The following is a 24,782-nucleotide window of genomic DNA, read 5'->3' on the forward strand; positions in this document are numbered from 1 at the left end:
CAAAGAAGAATGCGTATTCCGAGTGCTTTGTCCTGGTAGTTTGCTAAAATGATCGGGCGTTTGCGGGGTAGAGGCTGCCCCCGGTTTCGGTGGAGATCAATTTGGCCATCGCACAGACCCAAACCTTCGTTCCCCAGCAGGAAGGCGTCCAGACCAGCGTGGTGAACGACCTCAGTATTCAGGTCGCCACGGTGAACGGTTCCGGAAGCCAGAGCTCCAACAACGTGCTGATGCGGTCCATCTTCCAGATGGGCATCCCCACCAGCGGCAAGAACCTATTCCCCTCCAATATCGCGGGACTGCCCACGTGGTTCACCATTCGCGCATCCAAACGAGGCTACGTCGGCTGCAAGCGGGAAGTGGACATCCTGATTGCGATGAACGTGCAGACGGCCCGTGAGGACGTGGAAACGCTGGACCCGGGCCGGGTCGTGCTCTACGAAGAGCGTCTCAAGCTCTCCGGGATCCGGGATGACTTGATCTATTATCCCGTTCCGTTCAGCAAGTTGGCGGCGGAAGTGGTTCGGATTCCCAGACTGCGCAAGTTGGTGGCCAACATGGCCTACGTGGGTTCCGTGGCCGAGTTGCTGGGCATCGAGATGGAACAGGTGGAGGTGGCGATCGCCAAGTGGTTCAAGAAGAAGCAGAAAGCCATCGACCTGAACATCCGGATTGCCCACATGGGGGCTCAGTATGTGAGGGATCATCTTCCCAAGCGCGATCCGTACCGGCTGGAAAGGATGGACAAGACCCGGGGCAAGATCATCATCGACGGAAATTCCGCCTGCGCCCTCGGCGCCATGTTCGGTGGAGTCACCGTGGTGACCTGGTATCCCATCACCCCGGCCAGCAGTCTGGGAGAAGCTCTCACCAATTACCTGCAGCAGTATCGAACCGACCCCGAGACGGGAAAAGCCACCTTTGCAGTCGTCCAGGCCGAGGATGAGTTGGCGGCCCTCGGTATGGCCATCGGGGCCGGATGGTCGGGCGCCAGATCCATGACTTCGACCTCGGGTCCGGGCATCTCGTTGATGAGCGAATTTACGGGACTGGCCTATTTTGCCGAGATCCCGTGCGTTATTTTCGACGTTCAGCGGGTCGGTCCCAGCACGGGCCTGCCGACACGCACCGCCCAGGGCGACATCCTGGCGTTGCACAGCCTCTCGCACGGGGACACGGCTCATCCTGTCCTGCTGCCCGGGGACATGGAGGAGTGTTTCGAGATGGCCCGGCAGGCTTTCGACCTGGCGGAGCGGCTGCAGCAGCCGGTCTTCGTCGGCTCGGATCTGGATCTGGGCATGAACAACTGGATGTGCGATCCCTTCGAATATCCCACCGAGCCACCGGACAGGGGGAAGGTCCTGACGGCGGCCGACTTGGAGCGCGCCGGGGAGTTTGCCCGTTACCGCGACTTGGACGGGGACGGAATCCCCTATCGCACGCTTCCGGGCACGGAACATCCCCTGGCCTCCTATTTCACCCGCGGGAGCGGCCACAACGACAGTGCCGGCTACAGTGAGCGGCCCGAGGACTACGTCCAGCTCATGGACCGTCTGAAGCGAAAGTACGATACGGCGAGGGAGCTGGTGCCGCAGCCCGTGGTCGACTTGCGAGAAGAGGCGGTGATCGGCATCATCGCCTACGGGTCGTCGGACTCGGCCATGGGGGAGTGCCGGGACCAGCTTCTTGAGGAGTTTGGGATCGAGATCAATTACCTCCGGCTTAGAGCCCTGCCGTTGAGTTCCGCGTTGAAGGACTTCGTCGCCGTTTGCCGGAGGGTATACGTCGTCGAGCAGAATCGGGACGGCCAGATGGCCGATCTGATCCAACTGGAGTTGGGAGAGGCGGGCACCAAGATTCGCAAAATCTGTCACTACACCGGACTTCCGCTGGATGCCCGTTTCGTCACCGAACAGGTGATCGCTGCAGAGCGTCCATCCTGAAATTACACCATGGCATTACGTACAAGGGCGCCAAGGAAGCCAAAGAAAACCAACCGTATCGGGTTGTCCCGCTCCGCCTACCGGGGTCACCCGTCGACGCTGTGCTCGGGGTGTGGCCACGACGCCATCACCAACCAGATTATCCGGGCCTTCTACGAGATCGGCGTCAACCCGTACTCCGTGGCCAAGATGAGCGGCATCGGCTGCTCCAGCAAGACGCCGGCGTATTTCATGAACGCGTCGCATGGCTTCAACAGCGTCCACGGACGCATGCCTTCAGTCGCCACGGGAACCATGTTGGCGAATCGTGGTCTCGTCTGCATCGGGGTGAGCGGAGACGGGGACACGGCCTCCATCGGTCTGGGCCAGTTCTGCCATCTGCTGCGCCGCAACGTGCCAATGATCTACGTCATTGAGAACAATGGCGTCTACGGCCTCACCAAGGGGCAGTTCTCGGCGACCGCCGACGACGGCTCCACGCTCAAGACCGGTGTGGTCAACGAATTGCCGGCCATGGACTGCTGTTCGCTGGCGATCGAGATGGGGTGCTCCTACGTGGCTCGTTCGTTTGCCGGAGACCCCAAGCAACTGGTGGCGCTCTTGAAGGGGGCGCTCAGCCACAGTGGAACCGCCATGCTCGACGTGATCAGCCCCTGTGTGACCTTCAACAATCATCCCGGATCGACCAAGAGTTACTCCTGGGCCAAGGAACATGAGGAGTTGCTGCACCAGATCGATTTCATCCCCGGCTTCGAGCCCATCGCCGCGGTGGATTACCCGGAGGGTGAAGCGAGGGATGTGGAGATGCATGACGGGTCCGTCATCCGGCTGCGCAAGTTGGACATGGACTACGATCCCATGAATCGCCGGGAGGCCGTGCGCCTGCTCCACAGTTCCGCCGCTGACTCGGAACTGTTGACCGGTCTCATCTACGTCAATCCGGTGGCCAAGTCGTTCCTGGACACGCTGAACCTGTGTGACGAACCTCTGGTGTCGCTGCCCCACGAAAAGGTCAAGCCGGGTCCGGAGGTCCTGCAACAGGTCATGCAGGACCTGATGTAGTTCGCCCTCCGGCGGTCCGGCCGCTATCCGGTCCCTGACTTTCGAGCACCCCCCACTGTCGGCTCAGCCCTGGTCACAGGTCCGGCGGGTTCCCCCGGTCAATGCCAAGAGTCGGGCAAGGTCCGGTCGATGTTCCACAACCCAAATCCGATCTCTGTGGAAAAGCTGTGGAAAACCCTTTGGTCTACGCAAGAGGGGCAATGGCGCGCCGGTTCGGGACGGCCAGTGTCCGGTCATGAGGCGACTTGCACGCCCCGCTGGTCTTCCGTGTTATTTTGTGTTAACATGTTATCACATGGAAACCATATTGGAGGAGAACGAGGCTCTCTGGGAGCTCTTCGACGCCATGTCCCGTCTCAAGGGCAGAGAGGAGTACGCCCTCTTCTTTCGAGATCTCTGTACCATGGGGGAACTCACGGCCATGGCCGAACGTTGGCAGGTCGCCCGGTTGGTGGCGCGGGAGATCCCCTACCGGGAGATCCATCGGCTCACGGGAGTCAGCACGGCGACCATCACCCGGATCGCCCATTGGCTTCGATACGGCGAAGGCGGCTACCGGTTGATGATCCGGCGATTGGGTGGAATCGAACCGCCGCAAGCGGGGTCCAAGGAGATTCCCCACCGGCCCGGTCCGCCGGACGCCCGATAGAAGAAGCAAAGGAGCGGCGGTTTCCGATCGCCGAACTCCAATGTGACAAACTTGGCGACGAAGACTGGGCGATTGGAAATCGCCCCTCCTTTCTCTTGGAGGGGAGCGGAAACGACGGCAGAGCGCAGGTGCGTTGAGATGAACGTTTACGACTATTCGCGGTTGTCCGGCAGACAGATCTCGAATCTTTGCCGCCGCAACCCCGTAGGAGACCCGGACCTTCTCAAGGTCTGCAGCCGGATTTTCTCGGCTGTCGAAGAGAAGGGTGACGATGCCGTCCGGGAGTACACCCTCCGATTCGACAGGGCGGAGATCCGGGAGCCCCGGGTCGCGAGGACGGAGTTCGAATCGGCCCTGGGACAGGTGTCGCCCGTCCGGCTGGAGGCCCTGCAACGGGCGGCGTCCAACATACGGGCGTTTCACGCCGCCCAGGGTCTGAGGGAAGGCATCCTGGAGGTGGAGCCGGGAATCACCTGCTGGCGGGAACAGCGGCCCATCGAAAGAGTCGGCCTCTATGTGCCGGGTGGAACGGCCGTCCTCCCTTCCACCGTTCTGATGCTTGGAGTCCCCGCAATGTTGGCCGGTTGTCCGCGAGTGGTCCTCTGCACGCCCCCGCGCGGCGACGGCTCGGTGACTCCCGAGGTTCTGGCGGCCGCGTCCATTGCCGGGGTCCGCGAGGTGTTCCGGATTGGCGGCGCCCAGGCCATCGCGGCCCTCTGTTTCGGCACCTCTTCGGTGCCCCGGGTGGACAAGATCCTGGGACCCGGCAGTCCCGTCGTTCAAACGGCCAAGCTGTTGGCCCAACAGCGGGGAGTCGCCATCGACATGGTGGCTGGTCCCAGCGAGGTCCTGGTGGTGGCGGACGATACGGCTCGACCCGGCTTCGTGGCCGCGGACCTCATCTCCCAGGCCGAGCACGGAGCCGACAGCCTGGCCATTCTGGTCTCACCTTCGCTTGAGGTCATCGATCGAGTCAAACGGGAATTGGACCTCCGCCTCGGGGACCTCCCACGGCGGGATATGGCAGCGGCGGCTCTGGGATCGAGTTTCGCAGTGCGGACCTCGTCGCTGGAGGAGGCCTTGGAGTTCGCCAATCGGTATGCGCCGGAGCACCTGATCCTTCAGGTGCGCGAGCCGAAACGATGGGTTGCACGGGTTCAAGCCGCCGGATCGGTCTTCCTGGGTCCCTGGTCTCCCGAGGTGGCGGGGGACTACGCCTCGGGGACCAACCACACGCTGCCCACCTCGGGTCTGGCCCGGAGTTTTTCGGGAGTCTCCCTGGACAGTTTCGTCAAGCAGATCACATTCCAGGAATTGAGCCGGCAAGGGCTCCGCTCGCTGGCCCCCACCTTGGAGGTGATGGCCGAGCTGGAACAGTTGGAGGGACATCGGCGGGCGGTCGAGGTGCGGATCGGAAGCGGGGAAGCCGGGCGGATTCCGGCGGGAGACTGAGATGCAGGTACGCGAACTGGTGAGACGGAACATCCTGGAACTCAAGGCCTACCGGTCGGCCCGCGACGAAGTGCAGGAGGGTGTTCTGCTGGACGCCAACGAGAGTCCTTTCCCAGTGGACTGGCGGGGGATCCAACTGAACCGCTATCCGGATCCCAACCAGACCCGACTGAGGGAAGCGCTGGCGGCCTACACCGGCGCCCGTCCCGAGCAGGTGGTGGCCGGTTGCGGATCGGACGAGGTGTTGGACTGGATCTTCAAGATCTTCTGCCAGCCCGGTGAGGACCAGGTTGCCGTCGTCGAGCCCACCTACGGGATGTACCGGGTCATGGCGCAGACCTTCGGAGTCTCTCTCGTCGAGTCGCGCCTGGACCGGGCCCAACGTCTCGATGCCGACGCCTTCCTGAAGGAGGTGCCGGCTTCGGTGAAGGTGGCGTTTCTCTGTTCCCCCAACAATCCGACCGGCGATCTTCTGGGAACCGGGCAGATTCTGAAGCTGTGCCGGGAATGGAAGGGGATCGTCGTGCTGGACGAGGCCTACGTGGAGTTCTCCGAGACTCCGTCTCTGGTCGAACAGGTGGAGGTCTATCCGAATCTGGTGGTGATGAGGACGCTGTCGAAGGCGTTCGGCAGGGCGGCCCTGAGGCTGGGATACGCGGTGGCGAGCCCCCTGGTGACCTCTTTTTTCCTCAAGGTCAAGGCGCCCTACAATCTCAGCTCGCTGGTGATGCAAAAGGGGTTGGAAGCCCTGGATGGTTGGGAGCGGCACAGGGACACCTGGCGGGGGATCCGCCGGGAGCGGGAGCGGTTGGCTCGAGAGCTGGCCGCGATTCCGGGCCTGGGGCGGATCTTTCCGTCTCAAAGCAATTTTCTCCTGTTCGACTGCCCTGGAGCCGGCTCCATCTGCAGGAAGCTCCGGGAGGCGGGTATCGTGGTCCGGGACCGCAGCGATCTGCCCGGGTTGTCCGAATGCATCCGGGTGAGCGTCGGCACTCGGGAGGAAAACGACCTGTTTCTGAGGGAGTTGCGTCGAATTCTGCCCTGAGTCTCCAGTCGTCCTCAGGGATCAACAGCGGAGAAAAAACGGTGAAGAGAACAGCATTGGTCGATCGAAAAACCAGAGAAACCCAGGTTCGGATCGAGCTGAATCTGGACGGCCAGGGCCGCTTCTCGGCCCGGTTGGAGGCCGGCTTCCTGAGTCACATGCTGGAGCTGTTGGCCTTGCACTCTTCCATGGATCTCCGGGTCCGGGGCGACGGAGACCTGCAGGTCGACGGCCATCACCTGATCGAGGACGTGGGGATCGTCCTGGGTCAGGCGTTGAAACAGGCCTTGGGAGAGAAGCGGGGAATCCGCCGCTACGGGTGGACATTGCTGCCCATGGACGAGGTCCTGGTGGCGGTGGCCCTGGATCTGGGAGGCCGCTTCGCTTTCCATACCGACTACCGCCCCGCGAGAGAGAAAGTGGGAGACCTGGCCACCGAAATGGCGCCGCATTTCTTCCGGTCACTCGCCGTCGAGGCGGGCGCCAACCTCCACATCCAGTTCCTCAATCCGGGAGAGAACGAACACCATCGGATCGAGGCCATGTTCAAAGGATTCGGCCGGGCTCTGCGCACTGCCGTGAGTCTCGATCCCGACGCCGGAGGGAAGATCCCCTCCACCAAGGGGAGTCTATGATCGTCGTCGTGGATTACGAGGCTGGAAATCTCTACAACGTGGGCAACGCCTTGGCCTATCTGGGTGTGGACTTCGTCTTTTCCGGGAATCCCGAGCGGGTCGCAAGGGCTTCCAAGGTGATCCTTCCCGGAGTGGGCTCGGCCCGGGCCGCCATGGATTCCTTGCGGGAGCAGGGACTGGTCCCGGTCATTCAACGGCTCCGGGTTCCGTTCCTGGGGATCTGCCTGGGTCTGCAGATCCTGTTCGACGTCTCCGACGAGGAGGACACCCCCTGTCTGGGGGTCATGGGCGGCCGCGTGCGGAGCTTCGACGATTCCAGGGTCAAGGTGCCTCATATCGGATGGAACCAGATCCGGCGCAGCGGTTCTTCGCCGGCCGAGGCGGGTGCAGGCAGGTTGCTCGACGGCATTCCTGACGATTCCTACTTCTATTTCGTGCACAGCTACTACGCTCCTTCCGGTTCGGCCGAGACGGTGGCGGTCACCGACTATTCCGGTTCCTTCGCCTCCATGGTTTCCCGGAAGAATTTCTGGGGCGTCCAGTTTCATCCGGAGCGGTCAGGCGAGCCGGGGCTCCGGGTGCTCAAGAACTTTGTCGCGGTGGGTGAGCCATGCTCGTAATCCCGGCCATCGATCTGGTGGATGGAAAATGCGTGCGCCTGGTTCGAGGCGAATTCCATCGCCAGAAGGTCTACTCGGGGGACCCGGTGGACCAGGCCCTGGAGTTCCAGGAGGCGGGTCTGACGCGAATTCACGTGGTGGACCTGGAAGGCGCCCGCTTTGGGGAAGGCCGCAACCGGAATTCGATCCGCAGGATTCTCTCCCGAGTGCGGGCCACCGTCCAGATCGGCGGCGGCATTCGTGAGGAAGCGGATGTCTCCCAGCTCCTGGACTGGGGCGCCGGCCATCTGATCCTCGGCACGTCGGTCCTGGAGACCCCGGAAAGGGTGGAGGGATGGATCTCCAAATGGGGACCCTCTCCCTTCATCGTGAGTGTCGACCTGCGCCGCGGCCGCCTCCAGGCGCAGGGTTGGGAGCGGGAGAGCAGCCTGGCGTTGGAGGCCGTGCTCCGGAGAATTCTGGACTGGGGCATCGAGCAGATCATCTGCACCGACGTGGAACAGGACGGAATGCTCAAACGCCCCGGGTACGCAGCCTGCCGGACAATCTTGGGATTGTTGCCTGCTCACGTGTTGCTGGTGGCGGCCGGCGGCGTCACGACACCCGGGCACCTTTCCAGGCTCGACGGAATGGGTGTGGGGGGAGCCATTATCGGCCGGGCGTTCTACGAGGGGAAGATCTCATTGGAGGAGATGGCTCGTGTTGGCTAAGCGCATCATTCCGTGCCTCGACGTCGCTGGCGGGCGCGTGGTCAAAGGCATCCATTTCGTGGACCTGAGGGATGCCGGGGACCCGGTGGAGCTGGGCCGGCGGTATTACCGGGAGGGAGCGGACGAGTTGGTGTTCCTGGACATCACCGCAACCGTCGAGGAGCGGAAGACGACCCTGCACTGGGTCCGAAGAGTCGCCGACTCCATCTTCATACCCTTTACCGTCGGAGGAGGGATCACCTCGCTGGCGCGAATCCGGGAACTGCTTCGGGCGGGGGCCGACAAGGTGTCCATGAACAGCGCGGCGGTCAAGCGGCCGGAACTGATCCGGGAATCCTCCCGGGCCTTCGGCGCCCAATGCATCGTGCTGGCGGTGGACGTGAAACGGCACGGAAAGTCGTGGAAGGTCTACATCGGGGGCGGACGCTACGAGACCGATTGGGACGGTTTGGAATGGATCCGGCGAGGCGCCGAGCTGGGGGCCGGCGAGATTCTCCTCACCTCCATGGATCGTGACGGGACCCAGTCCGGATACGACCTGGAGTTGTTGCAGAAGGTCGATTCACTGGTCCGGATTCCGGTCATCGCCTCGGGCGGAGCCGGTTCTCCGCAACATCTCTTGGACGGGGTCCGGATCGGACGGGCCGACGCCATCCTCGCGGCCAGCATCTTCCATTACGACCAGTACTCCATCGCCGCCGTGAAGGAGTTCCTGGCGGAACGCGGAATCCCGGTTCGTCCGGTTCCCCGGGTCGCCGCCAAGTGACTCAGTTCTCAATCATCCCGTCCGGATGCCGGCCCGTGATGAACGCCTGCACGAAGGGGTCGGATGAGGAGTAAAGCGCCTCCAGGTCTCCTTCGAAATGGATACGGCCGTCCTTGAGCAGAATGATCCGGTCGGACACGGTGGCCAGACACTGCAGGTCGTGGGTGACCACCACCGAGGTGAGGTTGTTCTGGAGGTTCAGCTTGCGGATCAGGCGGGACAGCGTCTTGCCGATCATGGGGTCCACCCCCGTGGTGGGCTCGTCGTAAAGGATCGCCTCAGGATTGGTGGCGATGGCGCGAGCGATCGCCACCTGCTTCTTGGAGCCCAAGCTCAACTCGTCGTACTCCTGGTCTCCCATCCCTTCCAGCTCCACGGCGTCCAACAACTCTTCGACACGCCGGTCGATCTGCTCCTCGTCCGCCATGCCCCGTTCCCGCAAGGGAAAGGCGATGTTCTCGCCCACGCTGAGAAAATCGAAGACGGCGCCGCTTTGGAAGACGTAGGAGACCCGTCTGCGAACGTCCAGCAGGTCACTTTCACTCATCTCTTCCAGACTCCGGCCCTTGAAACGAATTTCGCCCTGGTCCGGCCAGAGCAACCCGACGATGAGCTGGAGCATGACGCTCTTGCCGCCCCCGCTCATCCCCAGGATCCCCAGGGTTTCGGCGCGTTGGATCTTCAAGCTCACCCGGTTCAGGACTTTCTGTGAGCCAAAGGATTTGTAGACGTCGTTCAACTCGATGAGGGGGAGGGAGGACTCCTGCGGCGCCGGCTCGGAAGGACTCGAGGCGACGCCAGCGGAAACGGTCCGTGCCCACCGGCGCCTTCTGATCGCCAGGATCAGCAAAGCGAGAGCCAGCGCCAGAAGGCTGCAGACAAGAACAAGAAGGGGGCTGTTGAACATATCAGCCCCAGGCCAAAATGGTCACCGTATTCAACGGCGTCCGCACAGGCGCGGACGGTGCTGCTTCCCGGTCACATGCTCCCGGCATGCTCCGATTCGGTGCTCGGCGGAAACTAATGGCGGATCTGAAAGCGGGTCAGCTTTCGCGCCATTTCCCGCTGCTGATCCTGGTCGCAACTGTTGTACAGGTCCAGCCACTCCCGCAGTTCCTTGGGGCTCAAGGCCAGGACGTCGCAGACCCACAAGAAGCTTCCCGGATCTTTCTCTTCGGACGAGAACCAATCCAGGGCATCCTGGCGCCAGAGTTTCCATTCTTTGCTGGCAGACTTCTTGGGAGCTACGATATCTCGGAATGCCTGCAGCAGAATTCCCAGAGCGAGATTCCTGAGGGAGGCATCCGGCTTTCTGGTCTTGGGGTACAAACCCTCGCTTTCGATTACCGAAGTCTTCATTGCTAACGCCACTTTCTATCCAAGCCGCCCGTGGGCGAAACCGCTTCTAATATCTTATTTGATGCAATTTTGAGTAAAAAAGTTTCGTTATTTCAAATACTCGGGTCGGACCGGGGCAATGGGGCCCGGTGGCTCCCCCTCAATCCGTTAAGACAGCGGGACCTTGATTCGGGTCCCGCGACCAGCGCCTGCGATTCTACCGATCGGGGGTGACGGGCCGGACGGGGAGCCATGGATGGAATGAAAGCGGGGGGACGTAAAGGGCTTTTCTCCGGCCGGCTTTCTTCCTTGCTCCCACTTCTTCACCGGCGTGTTAGAATGCCCCCTCCACCAAGGAGGCGAATATGACGGTTGAAAGATCCAATGCAGTGACGCTCAAAGGCAATCCCTTCACCCTGGTGGGACCTGAACTCGAAGCGGGAAGCCCAGCTCCCGATTTCCAGGCCCTCTCTACCGACCTGACCCCGGTCACACTTTCCGACACCGGGAATTCCGTGCGCGTGTTCAGCGTGGTCCCCTCGCTGGATACGCCCGTCTGCGACACGCAGACCAGGCGCTTCAACGAGGAAGCAGCGAAACTGCCGGGCGTGAAGATCTACACCATCAGCATGGATCTTCCCTTTGCCCAGAGCCGCTGGTGTTCCGCCGCCGGCGTCAAGAACCTCTCCATGCTTTCCGATCACCGAGAGGCGTCGTTCACGCAGAACTACGGGACCTTGATCAAGGAGTTGCGCTTGGCCAGCCGCGCCCTGTTCGTGGTCGATGCCGAAGGGGTGATCCGGCACGTCGAATATGTCGGTGAGGTGACCGAGCAGCCGGACTACGACGCTGCTCTGGACGCCATCGCCGGCGCCGGTTAGGCGCGTAGAATTGCGACTAGGTTTCCGGACCGCTGCCGCGGTGCCCGCTACGGGTTTAGCCGGGGTTTCGAGACTGCGTCGGCCGTCCTCCTGGCCGTGAGATACACGAGTCGCGTCACCTTTTCCATCTTGGCGAAATTGAGTTTGTCGACCGTGTCCGAAGTCCGGTGGTAGTCCGGATGGAGTCCGGTGTGGAACAAGGCCGCCGGAACCCCGTGGGCCAGGAAGGGCCAGTGATCGCTGCGCCGAATCAGGCTCATGGCGTGATCGTCGTAGCGGAAACGCAGCTCCAACCCGACCCGGCGGTTGGCTTCCCGGACCCGGTCCCGCAGATCGCTGCTTCGGCTGTAGCCCAGGACGTTCACCGAGTTCCGGTTCTGTTTCGCACTCTGCTGCTCCAGGCCCTGAAATCGGCGGTCCTGGGAGTCGGGGACCTCCTGGTCGCGGCCGATCATGTCCATTTGGAACTTGGCGACGGTCCGTTCCAGGGGATAGGTGGGCCGCGCCACATAGTAGTAGGAGCCCAGCAAGCCTGATTCTTCGGCGTCCCAACCGGCGAAGAGGACGGAGCGCCGGGGCCCCTGCGTGTTCCGGGCGAAGGCTTCCGCAATTTCCAGAAGACCCGCCGTGCCGCTGGCATTGTCGTCGGCGCCGTAGTAGACCTCTCCTTGGTCGGCGCCGAGATGGTCAAAATGGGCTCCCACCACCACCACCTCCTGGTTGAGCCGGGGATCGACTCCCGGGAGAGTGGCCAGGACGTTGCGAACCTCCGTCGTATGGGGCGCCGTTTCCGATTCCAGGCGCGCTTCCACGCCCTCCAAAACCAGGCTCTGAGGCCGATAGTCCCGATCGATCTTCTGCTGGATTTCCTTCAGAGTCGTTCCCTGCGTTTCCAACATGGAATCCGCCAACTCGGCGGAGACGTAATGCACCGGGATGGTGACGGCGTCAGACCAGATCTCCAGGGAATGCCGGCGGGTGAGACCCTGCTCGGGCCAGAAGTACCGGGCCAATCGCTTGAGCCCTCTCCGTTGGGTGTGATGGAGCGCGTGCGGCGCCAGGAGAACGCCGGCAGCCCCCCGTTCCTGAGCCCTGAGGATTTTTTCGCGCGTCAAGCTGTGCTCGGTGGCGACGACTCCCTGGAAGGGACTCTCCGGATCCTTCTCGCCGGGCTCGTGACGCACCACCATGACGACCCTGTCCCTGACGTCGAGACCGTCGTAGTCGTCATATCCCAACTCGGGTGCCACGATGCCGTAGCCGGCGAAGACCACCGGGCCGCGGGACGGGCCCCGGGCCGACAGGGGGTCCGGGCAGAATTCTGAGAACAGCTCGGGCTTCCTTGGGGAAGCGCCGTCCGGTAGCCGGATCTCCAGGGAGTTGCGCTCGCCCAGCTCCATCCGCACCAGCCTGAAGTGCTGGAAGTAGGAATCCCCGTCACCGGCCGGTTCCAGACCCAACAGTTGGAACCGGTGGGCGAGGTACCGCGACGCGACCCGGCCGAACGGAGATCCGGGGCGGCGCCCCTGGAGTTCCTCCGAGGCCAGAAACGCGACCGTCGACCTCAGGTCGGATTCGCTGATGCTGGAAACGCCCCCCTCGCCGAGATCGTCGGTGAGGCCGGCGATACAAAAGGAAATGGCCAGGAGGGAGCCGGTTGCCAGAAGCACCAGATTCGACGCCCGGAATCGGGTCACGTTCGAACCAGCCTGGAGAGGGAGCCGCCCAGGCGCAAGCGGCAAACCCGATGCCCTCGGATGACCACTCGTTCCCGGTGCGCGGCGGTCAAGGGTAGACCCCTTCCGAAGCCTCCCGGAACTGTTGAGACTTGTCCTGGAGTCCCGCCTCCAGCGCGGCCTGATGGTCCAGACCCCGTTCCCGTGCATATTCGCGAAGTTCCTGGGTGATCTGCATGGAGCAGAATCGAGGTCCGCACATGGAACAGAAGTGGGCGACCTTGGCCCCCTGCGCCGGAAGGGTCTCGTCGTGGTATTCCCGGGCTCGTTCGGGATCGAGAGAAAGGTTGAACTGGTCTTCCCAGTGAAACTCGAAGCGGGCCCGGGACAGGACGTTGTCACGGGCCTGGGCCCCGGGATGCCCCTTGGCCAGATCGGCGGCGTGAGCCGCGATCTTGTACGCCAGCACTCCCTCCTTCACGTCGTTCCTGTCAGGCAGTCCCAGATGCTCCTTGGGGGTGACGTAGCAGAGCATGGCGCAACCGTACCAGCCGATCATGGCGGCGCCGATGGCCGAGGTCAGATGGTCGTATCCAGGGGCGATGTCGGTGGTCAGGGGACCCAGAGTATAGAAGGGCGCCTCGCTGCACTCCTCCAGTTCCTTCTCCATGTTGATCCGGATCAGGTGCATGGGGACGTGTCCGGGTCCTTCGATCATGACCTGCACGTCGTTCTCCCAGGCGATCCGGGTCAGCTCTCCCAGGGTCCTGAGTTCGGCGAACTGGGCCTCGTCGTTGGCGTCGGCGATGGAGCCGGGCCGCAGCCCGTCGCCCAGGCTGAAGCAGACGTCGTACGCCTTCATGATCTGGCAGATGTCTTCGAAGTGGGTGTAGAGGAAGTTCTCGGCATGATGCGTCAGGCACCACTTGGCCAATATGGAGCCTCCGCGGGAGACGATCCCGGTCATCCGGTTCGCCGTCAGCGGCACGTAGCGCAACAGCACTCCGGCGTGGATCGTAAAGTAGTCGACCCCCTGTTCGGCCTGCTCCACCAGAGTGTCGCGAAACAGTTCCCAAGTCAGTTCCTCGGGCCGCCCGCCCACCTTCTCCAAGGCCTGGTAAATGGGCACGGTGCCGATGGGAACCGGAGAGTTTCGGATGATCCACTCCCGAGTCTCGTGGATGTTGGCTCCGGTGGAAAGGTCCATTACCGTGTCGGATCCCCAGTGGGTGGCCCAGACCATCTTCTCGACTTCTTCCTGGACCGACGAACCTACCGCCGAATTGCCGATGTTGGCGTTGATCTTCACCAGGAAGTTGCGCCCGATGATCATGGGCTCCAACTCCGGGTGGTTGATGTTGGACGGAATGATGGCCCGCCCCCGGGCCACTTCGTCCCGCACGAATTCGGGCGTGATGTCGTGGGGGATCGAGCTGCCGAACGAATTCCCCGGATGTTGGGAACGAAGGCGGTCGTCCACCGGTTGGGATCCGAACTGGGATCGGCGTGCGTTTTCCCGGATGGCGATGAACTCCATCTCAGGCGTCACGATCCCTTTGCGGGCGTAATGCATCTGCGTTACGTTGCCGCCCGGTCGGGCCCGCAACGGGTTCCTGCGCGGGGGGAACGAGACCTCTTTCAGCCGGGGATCTGCGGCGCGCTCCCGGACGTATCCGGAGCTGGGCCGAGGAAGCTCCACCGTGTCCTGCCGTTCCCGAATCCAGGGAAGACGGATGGGGAAAAGGCCGTGGCTGATCTGAGGGGTGGCGTTCAGATCGGTGTAGGGTCCCGAGGTGTCGTAGACGGTGAATCGGGAGGCCCCGGACGCGGCGTGACCGTTGCTCTGGCCTCCCTTCAGTTGAATCTCCCGCATGGGCACTCTCAGGTCGCTCCGGCTCCCTTGCACGTAGACCTTTCGGGAAGCCGGGAACGGCCGAATGGGATTGGGAAGATTGACTGATCCGTTGCCGTTCTTGGATCTTCTCTTGCTCATGAAAGAATCCTCGTTCCAACGCCGCCGGCGGGAAGGTCGCGGGGAGAATGGGTTGTGAGGAAAGACATTCCCTACGCCGGCATTATCCGAACAGGTTCATGGGGTCGATGGATCACTTCCATCCTCTCAGCCGGGCTTCAGCTCCCCCAAAGTTGGTTTCGGGCCCGCAAGCCGGGACTCGACCGGTCATGTTATCGGAGGGCCGGTGCGCTTTCAAGAGACCGCCGCGGGCGCTAACCGCATAACCTCCGATTTATCAGTCCTCTGCAAGACGATGACGTCCGCTGGACGGACATGGAGACACGTCTCGTTCGTATTCGTTTCGTCGTCTCCGCTCTTTTGTGACCGTTTCACTCCATGTATATGATTTTTGTGACCAGGGCCTGGAGGGTCCCGGACAATGGGGCTGGATTTCGGTATTATATTTGAAGCCGACGATGACGCAGCGTAGCACTCGCCCGCGCCAAAATGCACTCTGGCTCGTCACCCTCGCCATTCTGACCGCATTTCAACTCGGAACCGTCGGCGCCCAGGACCTGGAAGAGTTGCGCAAGGCCGCCGAAGAGGGAGACGTCGGCGCTCAGTTCAACCTGGGCTTCAGATACGCCACGGGCCGGGGCGTGCCGAGGGACCCTGAGGAGGCCGCGAATTGGTATCGAAGAGCGGCCGAACAAGGAGACGCTCTGGCTCAATACAACCTGGGCGTCATGTACGTCACGGGCCGGGGCGTGCCGAGGGATGCCGCCGAGGCCGCAAAGTGGTACCTGAAGGCGGCGGAGCAGGGAGACGCCCGCGCTCAGTACAACATGGGAGTCAGGTATGCCAACGGCCGGGGTGTGTTGAAGGATGCCGCCGAGGCGGCGAAGTGGTACCTGAAAGCTGCCGAGCAGGGCCATGGCCGCGCGCAATACAACCTGGGCGTCATGTACCTCATCGGCCGGGGCGTGGCGAAGGACCCGGGCGAGGCGGTGAAGTGGTATCTGAAGGCGGCGGAGCAGGGAGACGCCCGGGCCCAATACAACCTTGGGTTCCGGTACGCCAACGGTTGGGACGTGCCGGAGGACGCCGCCGAGGCGGCGAAGTGGTACCAGATGGCCGCCGAGCAGGGCCACGCCCGCGCGCAACTGTTCCTGGGCGACATGTACTCGGAAGGCCGCGGCGTGCCGGAGGATGTTGCGGAGGCGGTCAAGTGGTATCGGAGTTCCGCCGAGAAAGGCCAGGCCCGCGCCCAGAACAACCTCGGCGTCATGTACGCCAGCGGCCGCGGCGTCTCGAAGGACGACCAGGAAGCCGTGAAGTGGTATCAGATGGCCGCCGATCAGGGAGACGCCGGCGGCCAATTCAACCTAGGCGACATGTACGCCTCGGGCCGGGGAGTGCCCAAAGATGTGGGCGAAGCCGCGAATTGGTACCGGAAGGCCGCCGAGCAGGGCGAAGCCGGCGCTCAATTCAGTCTGGGCGACATGTACTCGGAAGGCCGCGGCGTGCAGGCGGACGCCGGTGAGGCCCTCAAGTGGTTTCGGCGGGCCGCCGAGCGGGGAGACGCCGGCGCTCAATACAACCTGGGCTTCAGATACGCCAATGGCTGGGGAGTTCCGGAGGACGATCGCGAAGCCGTGACCTGGTACCGGAAAGCCGCACGGCAGGGCGAGGCCCGGGCCCAAAACAACCTGGGAGTCATGTACGCCAACGGTTGGGGGGTGCCGAAGGACGAGGTTCAGGCCTATGCCTGGATTATCCTGGCCTCGGAGAATGGCAACGAGAATGCAATCCGGACCAAGAACTGGCTCAGTCCCAAGATGTCCGACGATCAGGTGTCGGAAGCGCAGAAGGTCGCCGCCGGCCTGTCCCAGCGCATCGAAACCGCGGAACCTGAATAGGGGCTAGACCGCCCCGCACCAATCCGGGTCAAACCCACTGAAATCTCCGTCAGGTCCCGCCTGATTCCCCTACTCGGCTGGCTCGGCCGCTTCGTTGGCCGGATATCCTGGATTGGGAGGATCGAAATATCCGTTCCCGTCGAAATCCACCCAGATAGGATTGGTGAAGGCGAACGAGCTGAAATGGGAGAACGGCTTCTCCCAGGGGCGGTCGGAGGTGGCCAGCACCAGTAGCCAGGTGTCTTGATCGGCTTTGACCTCGATGTCCCAATGGTGCCGCGTGCCCTCCGGCGCCTCCTCGGTCGAGAGTGTCTTGAGCACCTTGCCGTTGGCCACGATCTCCACCCGGTCCAGCGGAATCCAGGGGGCCCTCTGGACATTGACGTGCACCATCACCGAGCCGTCCCGGGCGGTGTGTGTGGAGCCCATCTGGACGCCGTCGTCGACGGTGAAGCGGATGAAGGGGCCCAGCGAAGCGGATGACGCGCCCCGCTTCAACGCATCGACCACCTCGTAGGGATCGATCTCCCAGGGTTTGTCCGTGTCCGAGAGGACGTAGTTGCGCGGATATCCGGGCAACTCGCTGGGATAGCGGTGGGCGTCGGTGTTGCCCACGCCGGTGATGGCGATCCCCCGGTTGAGCAGGCTGTACCAGTCCTTCAGATTCTGGTCCAGCCTGTGGTTGCGGCCGAATCGAGGATTCTCCCGGTCCTCCAATACGGTGAGTGCGTTGTAGACCTCGACCTGATTGAAGCTGGTCTCGAAGAAGGGATACTCGATCTCTCCGGTGTCCCGGTTGAGCCGCGTGTTGAAGTAGCCTCCCTTGGTCGTGCCGTACCGGGGATGATTGATCTGCACGATCTCGTCGCCCGGGTTCTGCCGCATCAGCCGGAGGAATTCTCCCGGAGTATGAATGGAGTAGCGATACGATCGTTCCTGCCACCGGTTCAGCGACATGGGAAAGCTGTTGAAGTGACCGAACGCCGTGTCTATCTCCGACCCCACCACCGAGGACATGAACCGGCCCAGGTTCAACTCCTCGATGTAGGGAGAATAATCCTTGAGGATGTTGTGATCGGTAGCGGTGAGCAGGTCCAGTCCGGCCGCCGCCGAGACGATGGCGCCGTCCCGCATGGCGAACTGGAGGTGCAGGTGGAAATCCGACGAGATGAAACCGCTGGTGTCGATGGCCCGGGAGAGGGTGGAGGTGAAATGGGTCCGTTTCCCTTCCAGGATCTCCACCTCCTGGTGGTCCAGGGTGTATTCGATGCCGCGGCTCACGTAGACGTCGTACCGGCCCACCGGTATGGTCTTCAGCTCCCGGCCGGAGGCCGTCACCAGGTAGTTCTCGAAGCGTCCCACCACGGGAGTTTCCGGCCGCCCGTCGGTATGGGCGAAGTAGAGCCTTGATGGGAGGTGGACGCCGGTCAGGTCCTCCAGAACCTCGAACGAGAGTTCACCCACCGGCTGACCCGTCTCCAGGACGAAGCGCTCGTCCGGGTCGGGTCCCTGGTCGTGTGAGGAGAAGGTCGCGCCCGGATCCTGCAGGAAGAACCAGCAGGCCGCGCCCGCCAGCAGGAAAGAGACTCGAAACAAGAACTTGGTTGAGAGCTTTTTCAAGGTTATCCTCCACCAAGAGATTAGGGGCCGGACGGCGGGACTGCAAGAAGAGACCATGAGAAAAGTGTGTTTTCGCCAAGTCGGGATGGTCTTGGGGCCAACTGAGGGAGACGAAATCCGATGAGTATTCTGGAGAATCAGGTGGCGGTGGTGACCGGGGCGGGTACAGGCATCGGCCGGGCCGTGGCCGAGACATTCGCCCGGGAGGGCGCCGCGGTGGCTCTGCTCGGGCGGCGGGAGGAGAAACTACGGGAGGTGGCCGTCCGGTTGCCGGGAGACCGGGTCCTGACCTGTGCCTGCGACGTCTCGTCACGAGATCAGGTCGACGGCGTTTTCGCACGGATCCGGGACCGATTGGGGCCCGTGAACCTGCTGGTGAACAATGCCGGGATCAACACCGTCGTGAGAAGTCTGGCTCGGATCGATCCTTCGGATTGGGACCTGGTCGTGGCAGTCAACCTGACCGGCGCCTTCAATTGCATCCGCGCCGTCCTGCCGGGTATGCAGGAGCTGGGAGGGGGCGTCATCATCAATGTCTCCTCCATTGCCGGGAAGCGGGCCGCCAAAGTGGCGGGAGTGGCCTACGTGGCCTCCAAGCACGGGATGGTGGGACTGACCCACTCCACCAACCTGGAAGAAGGGGTCCACGGGATCCGCTCCACCGTGATCTTTCCCGGCGAGGTGGATACGCCCATCCTGGACGTCCGACCGGAGCCGGTTCCCCGCGAGCGCCGGGAGCGGATCCTTCGCTCCGAGGACGTGGCGGCTTGCGCCCTGCTGGTGGCCGGGCTTCCGCCGCGAGCCTGCGTTCCTGAAATCGTTATCACACCCATGATTCAGGGCTATGCTTGACGACTCTTTCCGCCTGCTCGGCGGTGTAGACTGGACCCGCACCGGGGCGGACGTCAGATGAACCACTCGTAAAGACAGCAAAGGGGAGGATCCATGAAGAAGCATTCGGTCGGTGGAGTTCAGGGAAACGACAGCATTCCGGGCATTCTGCGCAAGACGCTCGCCTTCAACGAGGAAGTCATGCTCTGCCACTTTTCCATGTCCAAAGGGGCCACCATTCCCCTGCACAATCACCGGGCCAGCCAAGTGGGATACGTGGTCAGCGGATCTCTCAAGTTCGTGGGCAAGGAGGAGTCGGATACCTTCCTGGCCGAAGGGGGCGATTCCTACGTCTTCGATCCCTACAAGTTTCACGGCTGCCAGGTCCAGGCGGATTCGGAGGTCGTGGAGGTCTTCTATCCGGTGCGGGACGAGTACAAGGACTCCTGACATGGTCAATGCTTCCCTGAAGCAGAAGCTGGCCCGGGGCGAGTTGGTGGTGGGGACCCTCATGACCTTCGACTTCTGGGCCGGATACCTGGAGATCTACAAGCAGGTGGGGATGGACTTCGTGTTCCTGGACATGGAGCATGGCGCCGCCGATCTGGCCAAGGCCGAAGAGCTGTGCCGCACCGCCCGCCTGTTGGATCTGCCCCTCATCCTGCGTCCCGAGGACAGCGTCTATCACCTGCTGCGCCGCTACGCGGACATGGGTCCGTCCGGATTCATGATTCCCTGGACCGAGAGGGAGGAGCAGCTCGAGACGGTCAAGAGCGCCATCTTCGTCCCGCCCCGGGGACGCCGCGGACCGGGAGGGCCATCGGTGATGCGCACCCGCAGCCTGGACCTGAAAGGCTGGCAGGAGGTGGAGGATGACTTCTTCGTCTGTTTCCAGGTGGAGACTCCCCGGGGAATCGAGGCCCTGCCCGGACTGGCCGACCGCGACTGGATCGATGCCGTGATGCTGGGTCCCTATGATCTCTCCCTCAACCTGGGACATTGTGGGGAGTGGGACCATCCCGTGGTGGTCGACGCCATTCTCAGTGTTTTGGAGGGAGCGCGCGCCGCAGGGAAGCCTTGCGGCATGGTGGTGGGGACGCTGGAGCAGGGCCGTTTCTGGATCGACCGGGGATTTCACTTCCTGTCGTTTGGGGAGGCCACCGGCATGGTGCGGGCCCAGGCCTCGGCCTTCCTCTCGGCCGTACGAGGGTAAACTTCCGCCCGCTGTGGGCCGCAATCAGGCGCCGCCCGCCAACTGCCCCTAGTTGAGAAGGTCGAGGTCCCGCAACACCTTCTCCACCTGCTCGCGGCCCCGCTTTGTCGGCTGAGCGAAGGGAAGGGGAGTGAAGTTCCCGGGGACTCCCCTCAGGTTCATGGCGGAGGTGAAGCCGGCGAACACCGAGTCGTACGCCACGACCTCCCTCAAACGCAGGAGCTTCCTCTGGGCCGCGGCGGACCCTTCCGGATTTCCCTCCCGAAAGGTTCGGTAGATCTCGACACCATACTCGGGCGCCAGTGCGAAGAGCCCTTCGATGATTCCAACAGCGCCCAGTTTTAGAGCCAGGTCGAAGAAAGTGGTGTGTCCCGAGAGGACCGCGAACTCCGATCCCCGGAAATGCTCCGCGGAACGGCGGAAGGTGAGGAAGTCGCCGGACGCCTTCAACCCCACGATGTTGGGATGCCTGGCCAACTCCCGGACCAGTTCAGCTTCCAGCGAATGGCCCGTCAGCCCCGGATTGTCGTAGGGATAGACCGGGAGGCTGGTCCGGGAAGCCACGCCGGTGAAGTATTCGTGGAGCTCGGCCTGACTGAAGCGGAAGATGAAGGGGGGAATCAGGGCCACCCCGGCCAGGGGATAGTTCTCGGCAAGCCGGATTCGCGCCAGAGTCCGCTCCGTGCTGGTGTCGCCGCAGCCCACGATGACGGGCACGGCGCCCCTCGCCTCGTCGATGGCCACCTCCACGGCTTCCGTAAAGACCTCGTCCTTGAGCATCTGCATGCAGCCCATGGACCCCAGCACCAGGAGGCCGTCCACGCCGGCGGCCACCTGCATCCGGATCTGCTTCCTCATGCCCTTCTCGTGAAGGTCCTCGTTCCGGTCCAGCGGTGTCCCCAGCGCGGTCACCACCCCTTTGAGCGTGCCTCGAAGCTGATTCATGGTCTCCTCGATTCCGTTGGCGGGAGCAACTCGGCCGCAATCAGCGGATCTCGTCCTCCAGAAAGTGCGAGAACTTTTTCTCCAGCGTCTCGCGAAGCCGTTCGATCCTTGCGGGCGGCGCCGCTTCCGACGGTGGACGGGGCGGCCCCGCCTTGAAGTAGCCGGCGGCGTTCACCGTGGCCTTGGTGAGAGAAGTGTCGTTGTAGCCCTCGCCCGCCAGGGGAATGATGGCTTCCTGCAAGATCTCGTTGCACTGGTGCTGGTAAGCCAGGGCCTGGGCCACGTCCCCGCCGCGGATCGCCTTCCACCACCTCTGCATGAAGGCGGGGAAGGCGTAGATGAAACTGGCCATGACTCCGTTGCCCCCCACCACGTGGCTCACGCTCCAGAGCTGCTCCAGAGGGAAGTGGGGGATCTCGGTACGCCTCAGGCTGTTGAAATAGAGGCTCATGTCGGCGCCGATCATCTTCACGCCGGCCACGGTGGGAATCTTCTGCAGCTCCACGAAGTCCGAGTCGTTGAGCAGCAGCTTCGTGGTGCCGGGGTTGTTGTAGATGATGATTCCCAGGCCGGGGCAGGCTTCGGCAAGATCCCGGAAGTACTGGTAGGCTTCGGCCTTGGTCAGGGTCTGGTAGAAGGGGACGACGTTCATGACCCCTTCCGCCCCTTCCTCCATGGCGATGCGGGAGCGCCGGATCGATTCCTCGGTATTGACGGCGCTGGCTCCCACGACGACCCTGGTCCCGCTTCCCTGGCATTCCTCCACCGTGATCCGGCTGATGGTGCGCAGTTCCTCGTCGTTGACCACGAAGAACTCGCCGTTGGTCCCGGTGGTGATGATGCCGTCCACTCCCATGCGGACCAGCTTCCGGATGTTGTACCGATATCCTTCCGTATCGAGATGAAACCTGTCGTCGAAGGGAGTGACCACGAGAATGTAAAGACCGTCCATGTTCTCTCTTGTCAGCATTCCTGTTCTCCTAAGAAAAAAGGAGGGACGACTACCAATCGCCCATTCCTCCTTGGACTACGAGAATTCGGCGGTTGAAAACGCCGCTCCCATACGTTTTCCACCGGGGCAGTCTACTACGACTATCGGTCGCTGGTCGGCAAGCCGGCGCGGAGATCACTGGGAAGCGTCCCAGACCGTCTCCGGCTCGAACGGGTAGAGGGGGCGGGGACGGTAGCGGTATTCGAAGTGAGCCGGGTTGGCGGAGGTGATCCCGGGCGTGTCCACGTAGACGATCCGGCTGGAAACCGGCTCGTAGGCCGCCACGGGAGCGATGGCCCCCTTGGCCACCAGGATCCGGTAGGAATTCGGCTTGATGCCCAGGCTCAAGACCTGCTCCAGGCTCATGGGCGCCATTCTGAGCGAATTCAGAACGATGGCGTGACCTTCCCCGGTCTCCACCAGCGCGGTGAGCCCCTGATTGTTGTAACGGGCGCCGCCGTGGCGGGGCTCTTCCTCCACGAAGGCGCCGTCGTGCAGGCAACGGACCCGGCCCCGGATGGGGACGGGCGGGCCGTGCAGGTCGTCGCTCTTCCCGCCCACCACGAGCGACACTTCCGTTCCTACACCGGAGGCCACGCAGGCCTGGACGGCAGCCGGGTCGAACAGCACCACCAGTGCGGGCCCGGACCCGGTCCGAATCACTTCCTCCAGGATCAGGGTGCCGTCGGCCGGGCTGCCGCCGCCCACGTTGTCGCCCACGTCCAGTAGCGTGACGGGGCCTGCTTCGGCGGCCATCGCTTCTGCAACGGCCTGCTTGATGGGAGTCCCCAGCAGGGTCAGCTCGTCCCGACGGTTCCAGGCCCGGCGCGCCAGGGCCAACGCCTCGTTGCGGGCCAGCGACCGATCGCCGTCGGTTACCACCAGAAAGGCCGGCCCCATTTCCTCCACGTCGGCGTAGGCGAATCCGGGAGCGATGCTGGCGCTGACGATCCCCTCCTGCCCGATCAATTCCTCCATTCGCCGGTAAAGATCCGCTACGGGCTCGTAGCGGGACCCTTGAGCCAGGATGCTGATGCAGAGGGGAGGTTTGACCAGGGCCTGGACGGGTTGGATCCTGCCCTCCAGCGTCTCCGCCAGGATGCGGGTGGCCTCCCGGCCCCGTTCCCTCTGATCCAGATGCGGGTAGGTCCGATAGATGGTGGTGGCGGTGACGCTCTCGATCATGAGCGGAGAGACGTTGGCATGGAGGTCCAGCGTCATGACGATGGGCAGATCGGGGCCCACCAGTTGCCGGATACTGGCGGCGGTCCGCCCGTCGGCGTCCCGGACGTGCTCGGCCACCATGGCCCCGTGCAGGGCCAGCAGCAGTCCGTCCAGGGACTCGCCCGAGATCCGGTCCAGGATCTCCGCCAGGATCTCCTCATAGGCTTCCTCCTCAACCGGCCCCGAGGGCATGGCCGTGCCGGTGAGAAGGGGGACCGTCTCCAGACCCTGAGCCGGAAGCACCTCCAGCATGCCTCCAATCTCGTGATGCGCCTCGCCCCAGTGGGAGATGACCTCCCGGTCCGACACCAGGCAGGTGTCCCCGAACATCTCCCGGGTGGTGGGGATTGGGTAGAAGGTGTTGGACTCGTGCATCAGAGAAGCGATTCCAACTCTCTTCAAGAGCAGACCTCCGTCAAATGGGTTGGGATTCGGGTGGATCGAATACCGGTCAACCGGTCACCCACAGCTTGACTGCGAAGACGACGATCGTCGCCGTCACCACGCGTTTGACCCAGGCGTGGCCCTTCAGCACGGTGAACCGGACTCCCAGTTGCCCTCCCACGAACGTCCCCACGGCCAGAACCAGCCCGGGAAGCCACAAGACCTTGCCCTGAGAGACGAAAATGGCGAGGGAGACGACGGTGAAAGCCAGGATGCTCAACACCTTGACGGCGTTCCCCCGGACCAGGTCCAGCCCGGCCATGGTCGTCGCGGCCAATACCAGGAACCCGACTCCGGCCTGGACGAAACCTCCGTAAACGCCGGTCAGGAAGAAACCGAACGCCAGAGCCGGCAGGCGAACGCCCCTCCCGCGGCTCTCTTCGCCCTTTTTCCCCAGGGGGTCCCAGAGCGTCCACAGGGTCACGGCGATCATCAGGAAGGCCAGCACCTTCCGAAAGGCGGCGTCGCCGATGGAGAGGGCGAGGACGGTGCCCGCAACGGCTCCCAGGCTGGCCGGAAGAGCCGCCCAGAGGATGGACTTCCAGTCCATCAGCCGATTGCGGTGGAATCCCCAGACGGCGCCCACGTTCTGGAAGAAGATGCCCACCCGGTTGGTGCCGTTGGCGACGCTGGCCGGAAGCCCCATGAAGATCAGAATGGGCAGCGTCAGGAAGGAGCCACCCCCGGCGATGACGTTCAAGGCGCCGGCAACGATACCGGCCAGGACCAGCAAGGGATACAGCCACGGATCAGTCACGACGCACCATCATAGGGGGAAAATCCCAAATCTCAAATGGAGCGGAGCGGCGGTTTCTAACCGCCGTCCTCCAGAGTGAGCGTAAGCGAACGAAGCGCGCGCGAATA

Annotated in this window: 23 protein-coding genes and 1 riboswitch; of the genes, 14 read left to right on the forward strand and 9 right to left on the reverse strand. The window is 63.0% G+C overall.

The window, feature by feature from the left end:
* Positions 1-101: 101 nt before the first annotated feature.
* The 9 genes from OXT71_05670 to hisF all read left to right on the forward strand — a co-directional run bounded on the left by OXT71_05670 (position 102) and on the right by hisF (position 8,882).
* Entirely contained in the window at positions 102-1,943 is a 1,842-nt protein-coding gene (locus tag OXT71_05670; protein ID MDE2925870.1) for a 2-oxoacid:acceptor oxidoreductase subunit alpha, read from the forward strand.
* Positions 1,944-1,952: 9 nt separating this feature from the next.
* Entirely contained in the window at positions 1,953-3,005 is a 1,053-nt protein-coding gene (locus OXT71_05675; protein MDE2925871.1) for a 2-oxoacid:ferredoxin oxidoreductase subunit beta, read from the forward strand.
* A 295-nt stretch (positions 3,006-3,300) separates the two neighbouring features.
* Positions 3,301-3,654 carry a YerC/YecD family TrpR-related protein gene (locus OXT71_05680; GenBank protein ID MDE2925872.1) on the forward strand — a complete coding sequence of 118 codons (354 nt, stop codon included), beginning with the start codon at positions 3,301-3,303 and terminating at the stop codon, positions 3,652-3,654.
* A 138-nt stretch (positions 3,655-3,792) separates the two neighbouring features.
* Positions 3,793-5,106, forward strand: a complete 1,314-nt coding sequence (gene hisD / locus OXT71_05685; GenBank protein MDE2925873.1) for a histidinol dehydrogenase — start codon at positions 3,793-3,795, stop codon at positions 5,104-5,106.
* A gap of 1 nt (position 5,107) precedes the next feature.
* Positions 5,108-6,151: a histidinol-phosphate transaminase gene (gene hisC, locus OXT71_05690; GenBank protein MDE2925874.1), complete on the forward strand. Its 1,044-nt coding sequence runs from the start codon at positions 5,108-5,110 to the stop codon at positions 6,149-6,151.
* 41 nt (positions 6,152-6,192) lie between these two features.
* On the forward strand, positions 6,193-6,786 hold the full coding sequence (gene hisB / locus OXT71_05695; protein ID MDE2925875.1) for an imidazoleglycerol-phosphate dehydratase HisB: 594 nt from the start codon (positions 6,193-6,195) through the stop codon (positions 6,784-6,786).
* Entirely contained in the window at positions 6,783-7,406 is a 624-nt protein-coding gene (hisH, locus tag OXT71_05700) for an imidazole glycerol phosphate synthase subunit HisH (protein MDE2925876.1), read from the forward strand. Before hisB ends, hisH begins: the two co-directional genes overlap by 4 nt.
* The gene (gene hisA / locus OXT71_05705) at positions 7,397-8,116 is read left to right on the forward strand and encodes a 1-(5-phosphoribosyl)-5-[(5-phosphoribosylamino)methylideneamino]imidazole-4-carboxamide isomerase (GenBank protein ID MDE2925877.1); all 720 of its coding nucleotides are present in this window, start codon (positions 7,397-7,399) and stop codon (positions 8,114-8,116) included. Before hisH ends, hisA begins: the two co-directional genes overlap by 10 nt.
* Positions 8,106-8,882: an imidazole glycerol phosphate synthase subunit HisF gene (hisF, locus tag OXT71_05710; GenBank protein MDE2925878.1), complete on the forward strand. Its 777-nt coding sequence runs from the start codon at positions 8,106-8,108 to the stop codon at positions 8,880-8,882. The genes hisA and hisF overlap by 11 nt, the downstream gene beginning before the upstream one ends.
* A gap of 1 nt (position 8,883) precedes the next feature.
* On the opposite strand, the gene OXT71_05715 is transcribed toward hisF, so the two are convergent.
* Both OXT71_05715 and OXT71_05720 read right to left on the reverse strand, forming a co-directional pair.
* The gene (locus tag OXT71_05715; protein MDE2925879.1) at positions 8,884-9,789 is read right to left on the reverse strand and encodes an ATP-binding cassette domain-containing protein; all 906 of its coding nucleotides are present in this window, start codon (positions 9,787-9,789) and stop codon (positions 8,884-8,886) included.
* A gap of 113 nt (positions 9,790-9,902) precedes the next feature.
* Entirely contained in the window at positions 9,903-10,241 is a 339-nt protein-coding gene (locus OXT71_05720) for a hypothetical protein (GenBank protein MDE2925880.1), read from the reverse strand.
* Between the two features lie 344 nt (positions 10,242-10,585).
* On the opposite strand from OXT71_05720, the gene tpx reads away from it, so the two are divergent.
* On the forward strand, positions 10,586-11,101 hold the full coding sequence (gene tpx / locus OXT71_05725) for a thiol peroxidase (protein MDE2925881.1): 516 nt from the start codon (positions 10,586-10,588) through the stop codon (positions 11,099-11,101).
* A gap of 47 nt (positions 11,102-11,148) precedes the next feature.
* Here tpx and OXT71_05730 read toward each other — a convergent pair whose 3' ends face one another.
* Together OXT71_05730 and thiC are read right to left on the reverse strand one after the other, a co-directional pair.
* The gene (locus tag OXT71_05730; GenBank protein ID MDE2925882.1) at positions 11,149-12,798 is read right to left on the reverse strand and encodes a M28 family peptidase; all 1,650 of its coding nucleotides are present in this window, start codon (positions 12,796-12,798) and stop codon (positions 11,149-11,151) included.
* 88 nt (positions 12,799-12,886) lie between these two features.
* Positions 12,887-14,770 carry a phosphomethylpyrimidine synthase ThiC gene (gene thiC, locus OXT71_05735; GenBank protein MDE2925883.1) on the reverse strand — a complete coding sequence of 628 codons (1,884 nt, stop codon included), beginning with the start codon at positions 14,768-14,770 and terminating at the stop codon, positions 12,887-12,889.
* A gap of 52 nt (positions 14,771-14,822) precedes the next feature.
* A riboswitch (TPP riboswitch) is annotated at positions 14,823-14,928 on the reverse strand.
* Between the two features lie 279 nt (positions 14,929-15,207).
* Here thiC and OXT71_05740 point away from each other — a divergent pair.
* Positions 15,208-16,650 carry a tetratricopeptide repeat protein gene (locus OXT71_05740; GenBank protein MDE2925884.1) on the forward strand — a complete coding sequence of 481 codons (1,443 nt, stop codon included), beginning with the start codon at positions 15,208-15,210 and terminating at the stop codon, positions 16,648-16,650.
* 69 nt (positions 16,651-16,719) lie between these two features.
* Here the strand turns inward: OXT71_05740 and OXT71_05745 are convergent, their stop codons facing one another.
* A complete protein-coding gene (locus OXT71_05745) occupies positions 16,720-18,270 on the reverse strand; it encodes a CehA/McbA family metallohydrolase (GenBank protein ID MDE2925885.1) in 1,551 nt (516 codons plus the stop codon).
* A 120-nt stretch (positions 18,271-18,390) separates the two neighbouring features.
* On the opposite strand from OXT71_05745, the gene OXT71_05750 reads away from it, so the two are divergent.
* From OXT71_05750 to OXT71_05760, 3 genes are all read left to right on the forward strand, one after another.
* Positions 18,391-19,122 (forward strand): SDR family NAD(P)-dependent oxidoreductase, encoded by a 732-nt coding sequence (locus OXT71_05750; protein ID MDE2925886.1) that lies wholly within the window; start codon positions 18,391-18,393, stop codon positions 19,120-19,122.
* Between the two features lie 93 nt (positions 19,123-19,215).
* Entirely contained in the window at positions 19,216-19,551 is a 336-nt protein-coding gene (locus tag OXT71_05755; protein MDE2925887.1) for a cupin domain-containing protein, read from the forward strand.
* Between the two features lies 1 nt (position 19,552).
* Positions 19,553-20,314: an aldolase/citrate lyase family protein gene (locus OXT71_05760; protein MDE2925888.1), complete on the forward strand. Its 762-nt coding sequence runs from the start codon at positions 19,553-19,555 to the stop codon at positions 20,312-20,314.
* Between the two features lie 48 nt (positions 20,315-20,362).
* Here OXT71_05760 and OXT71_05765 read toward each other — a convergent pair whose 3' ends face one another.
* From OXT71_05765 to OXT71_05780, 4 genes are all read right to left on the reverse strand, one after another.
* On the reverse strand, positions 20,363-21,259 hold the full coding sequence (locus OXT71_05765; protein MDE2925889.1) for a dihydrodipicolinate synthase family protein: 897 nt from the start codon (positions 21,257-21,259) through the stop codon (positions 20,363-20,365).
* A gap of 40 nt (positions 21,260-21,299) precedes the next feature.
* Positions 21,300-22,229 carry a dihydrodipicolinate synthase family protein gene (locus OXT71_05770; protein ID MDE2925890.1) on the reverse strand — a complete coding sequence of 310 codons (930 nt, stop codon included), beginning with the start codon at positions 22,227-22,229 and terminating at the stop codon, positions 21,300-21,302.
* 156 nt (positions 22,230-22,385) lie between these two features.
* On the reverse strand, positions 22,386-23,876 hold the full coding sequence (locus OXT71_05775; protein MDE2925891.1) for a M81 family metallopeptidase: 1,491 nt from the start codon (positions 23,874-23,876) through the stop codon (positions 22,386-22,388).
* Positions 23,877-23,925: 49 nt separating this feature from the next.
* The gene (locus OXT71_05780; protein MDE2925892.1) at positions 23,926-24,675 is read right to left on the reverse strand and encodes a TSUP family transporter; all 750 of its coding nucleotides are present in this window, start codon (positions 24,673-24,675) and stop codon (positions 23,926-23,928) included.
* Positions 24,676-24,782 lie beyond the last annotated feature (107 nt).

It is taken from the genome of Acidobacteriota bacterium, from assembly GCA_028874215.1.
In the GTDB taxonomy this organism is placed as follows: Bacteria; Acidobacteriota; UBA6911; order RPQK01; family JAJDTT01; genus JAJDTT01.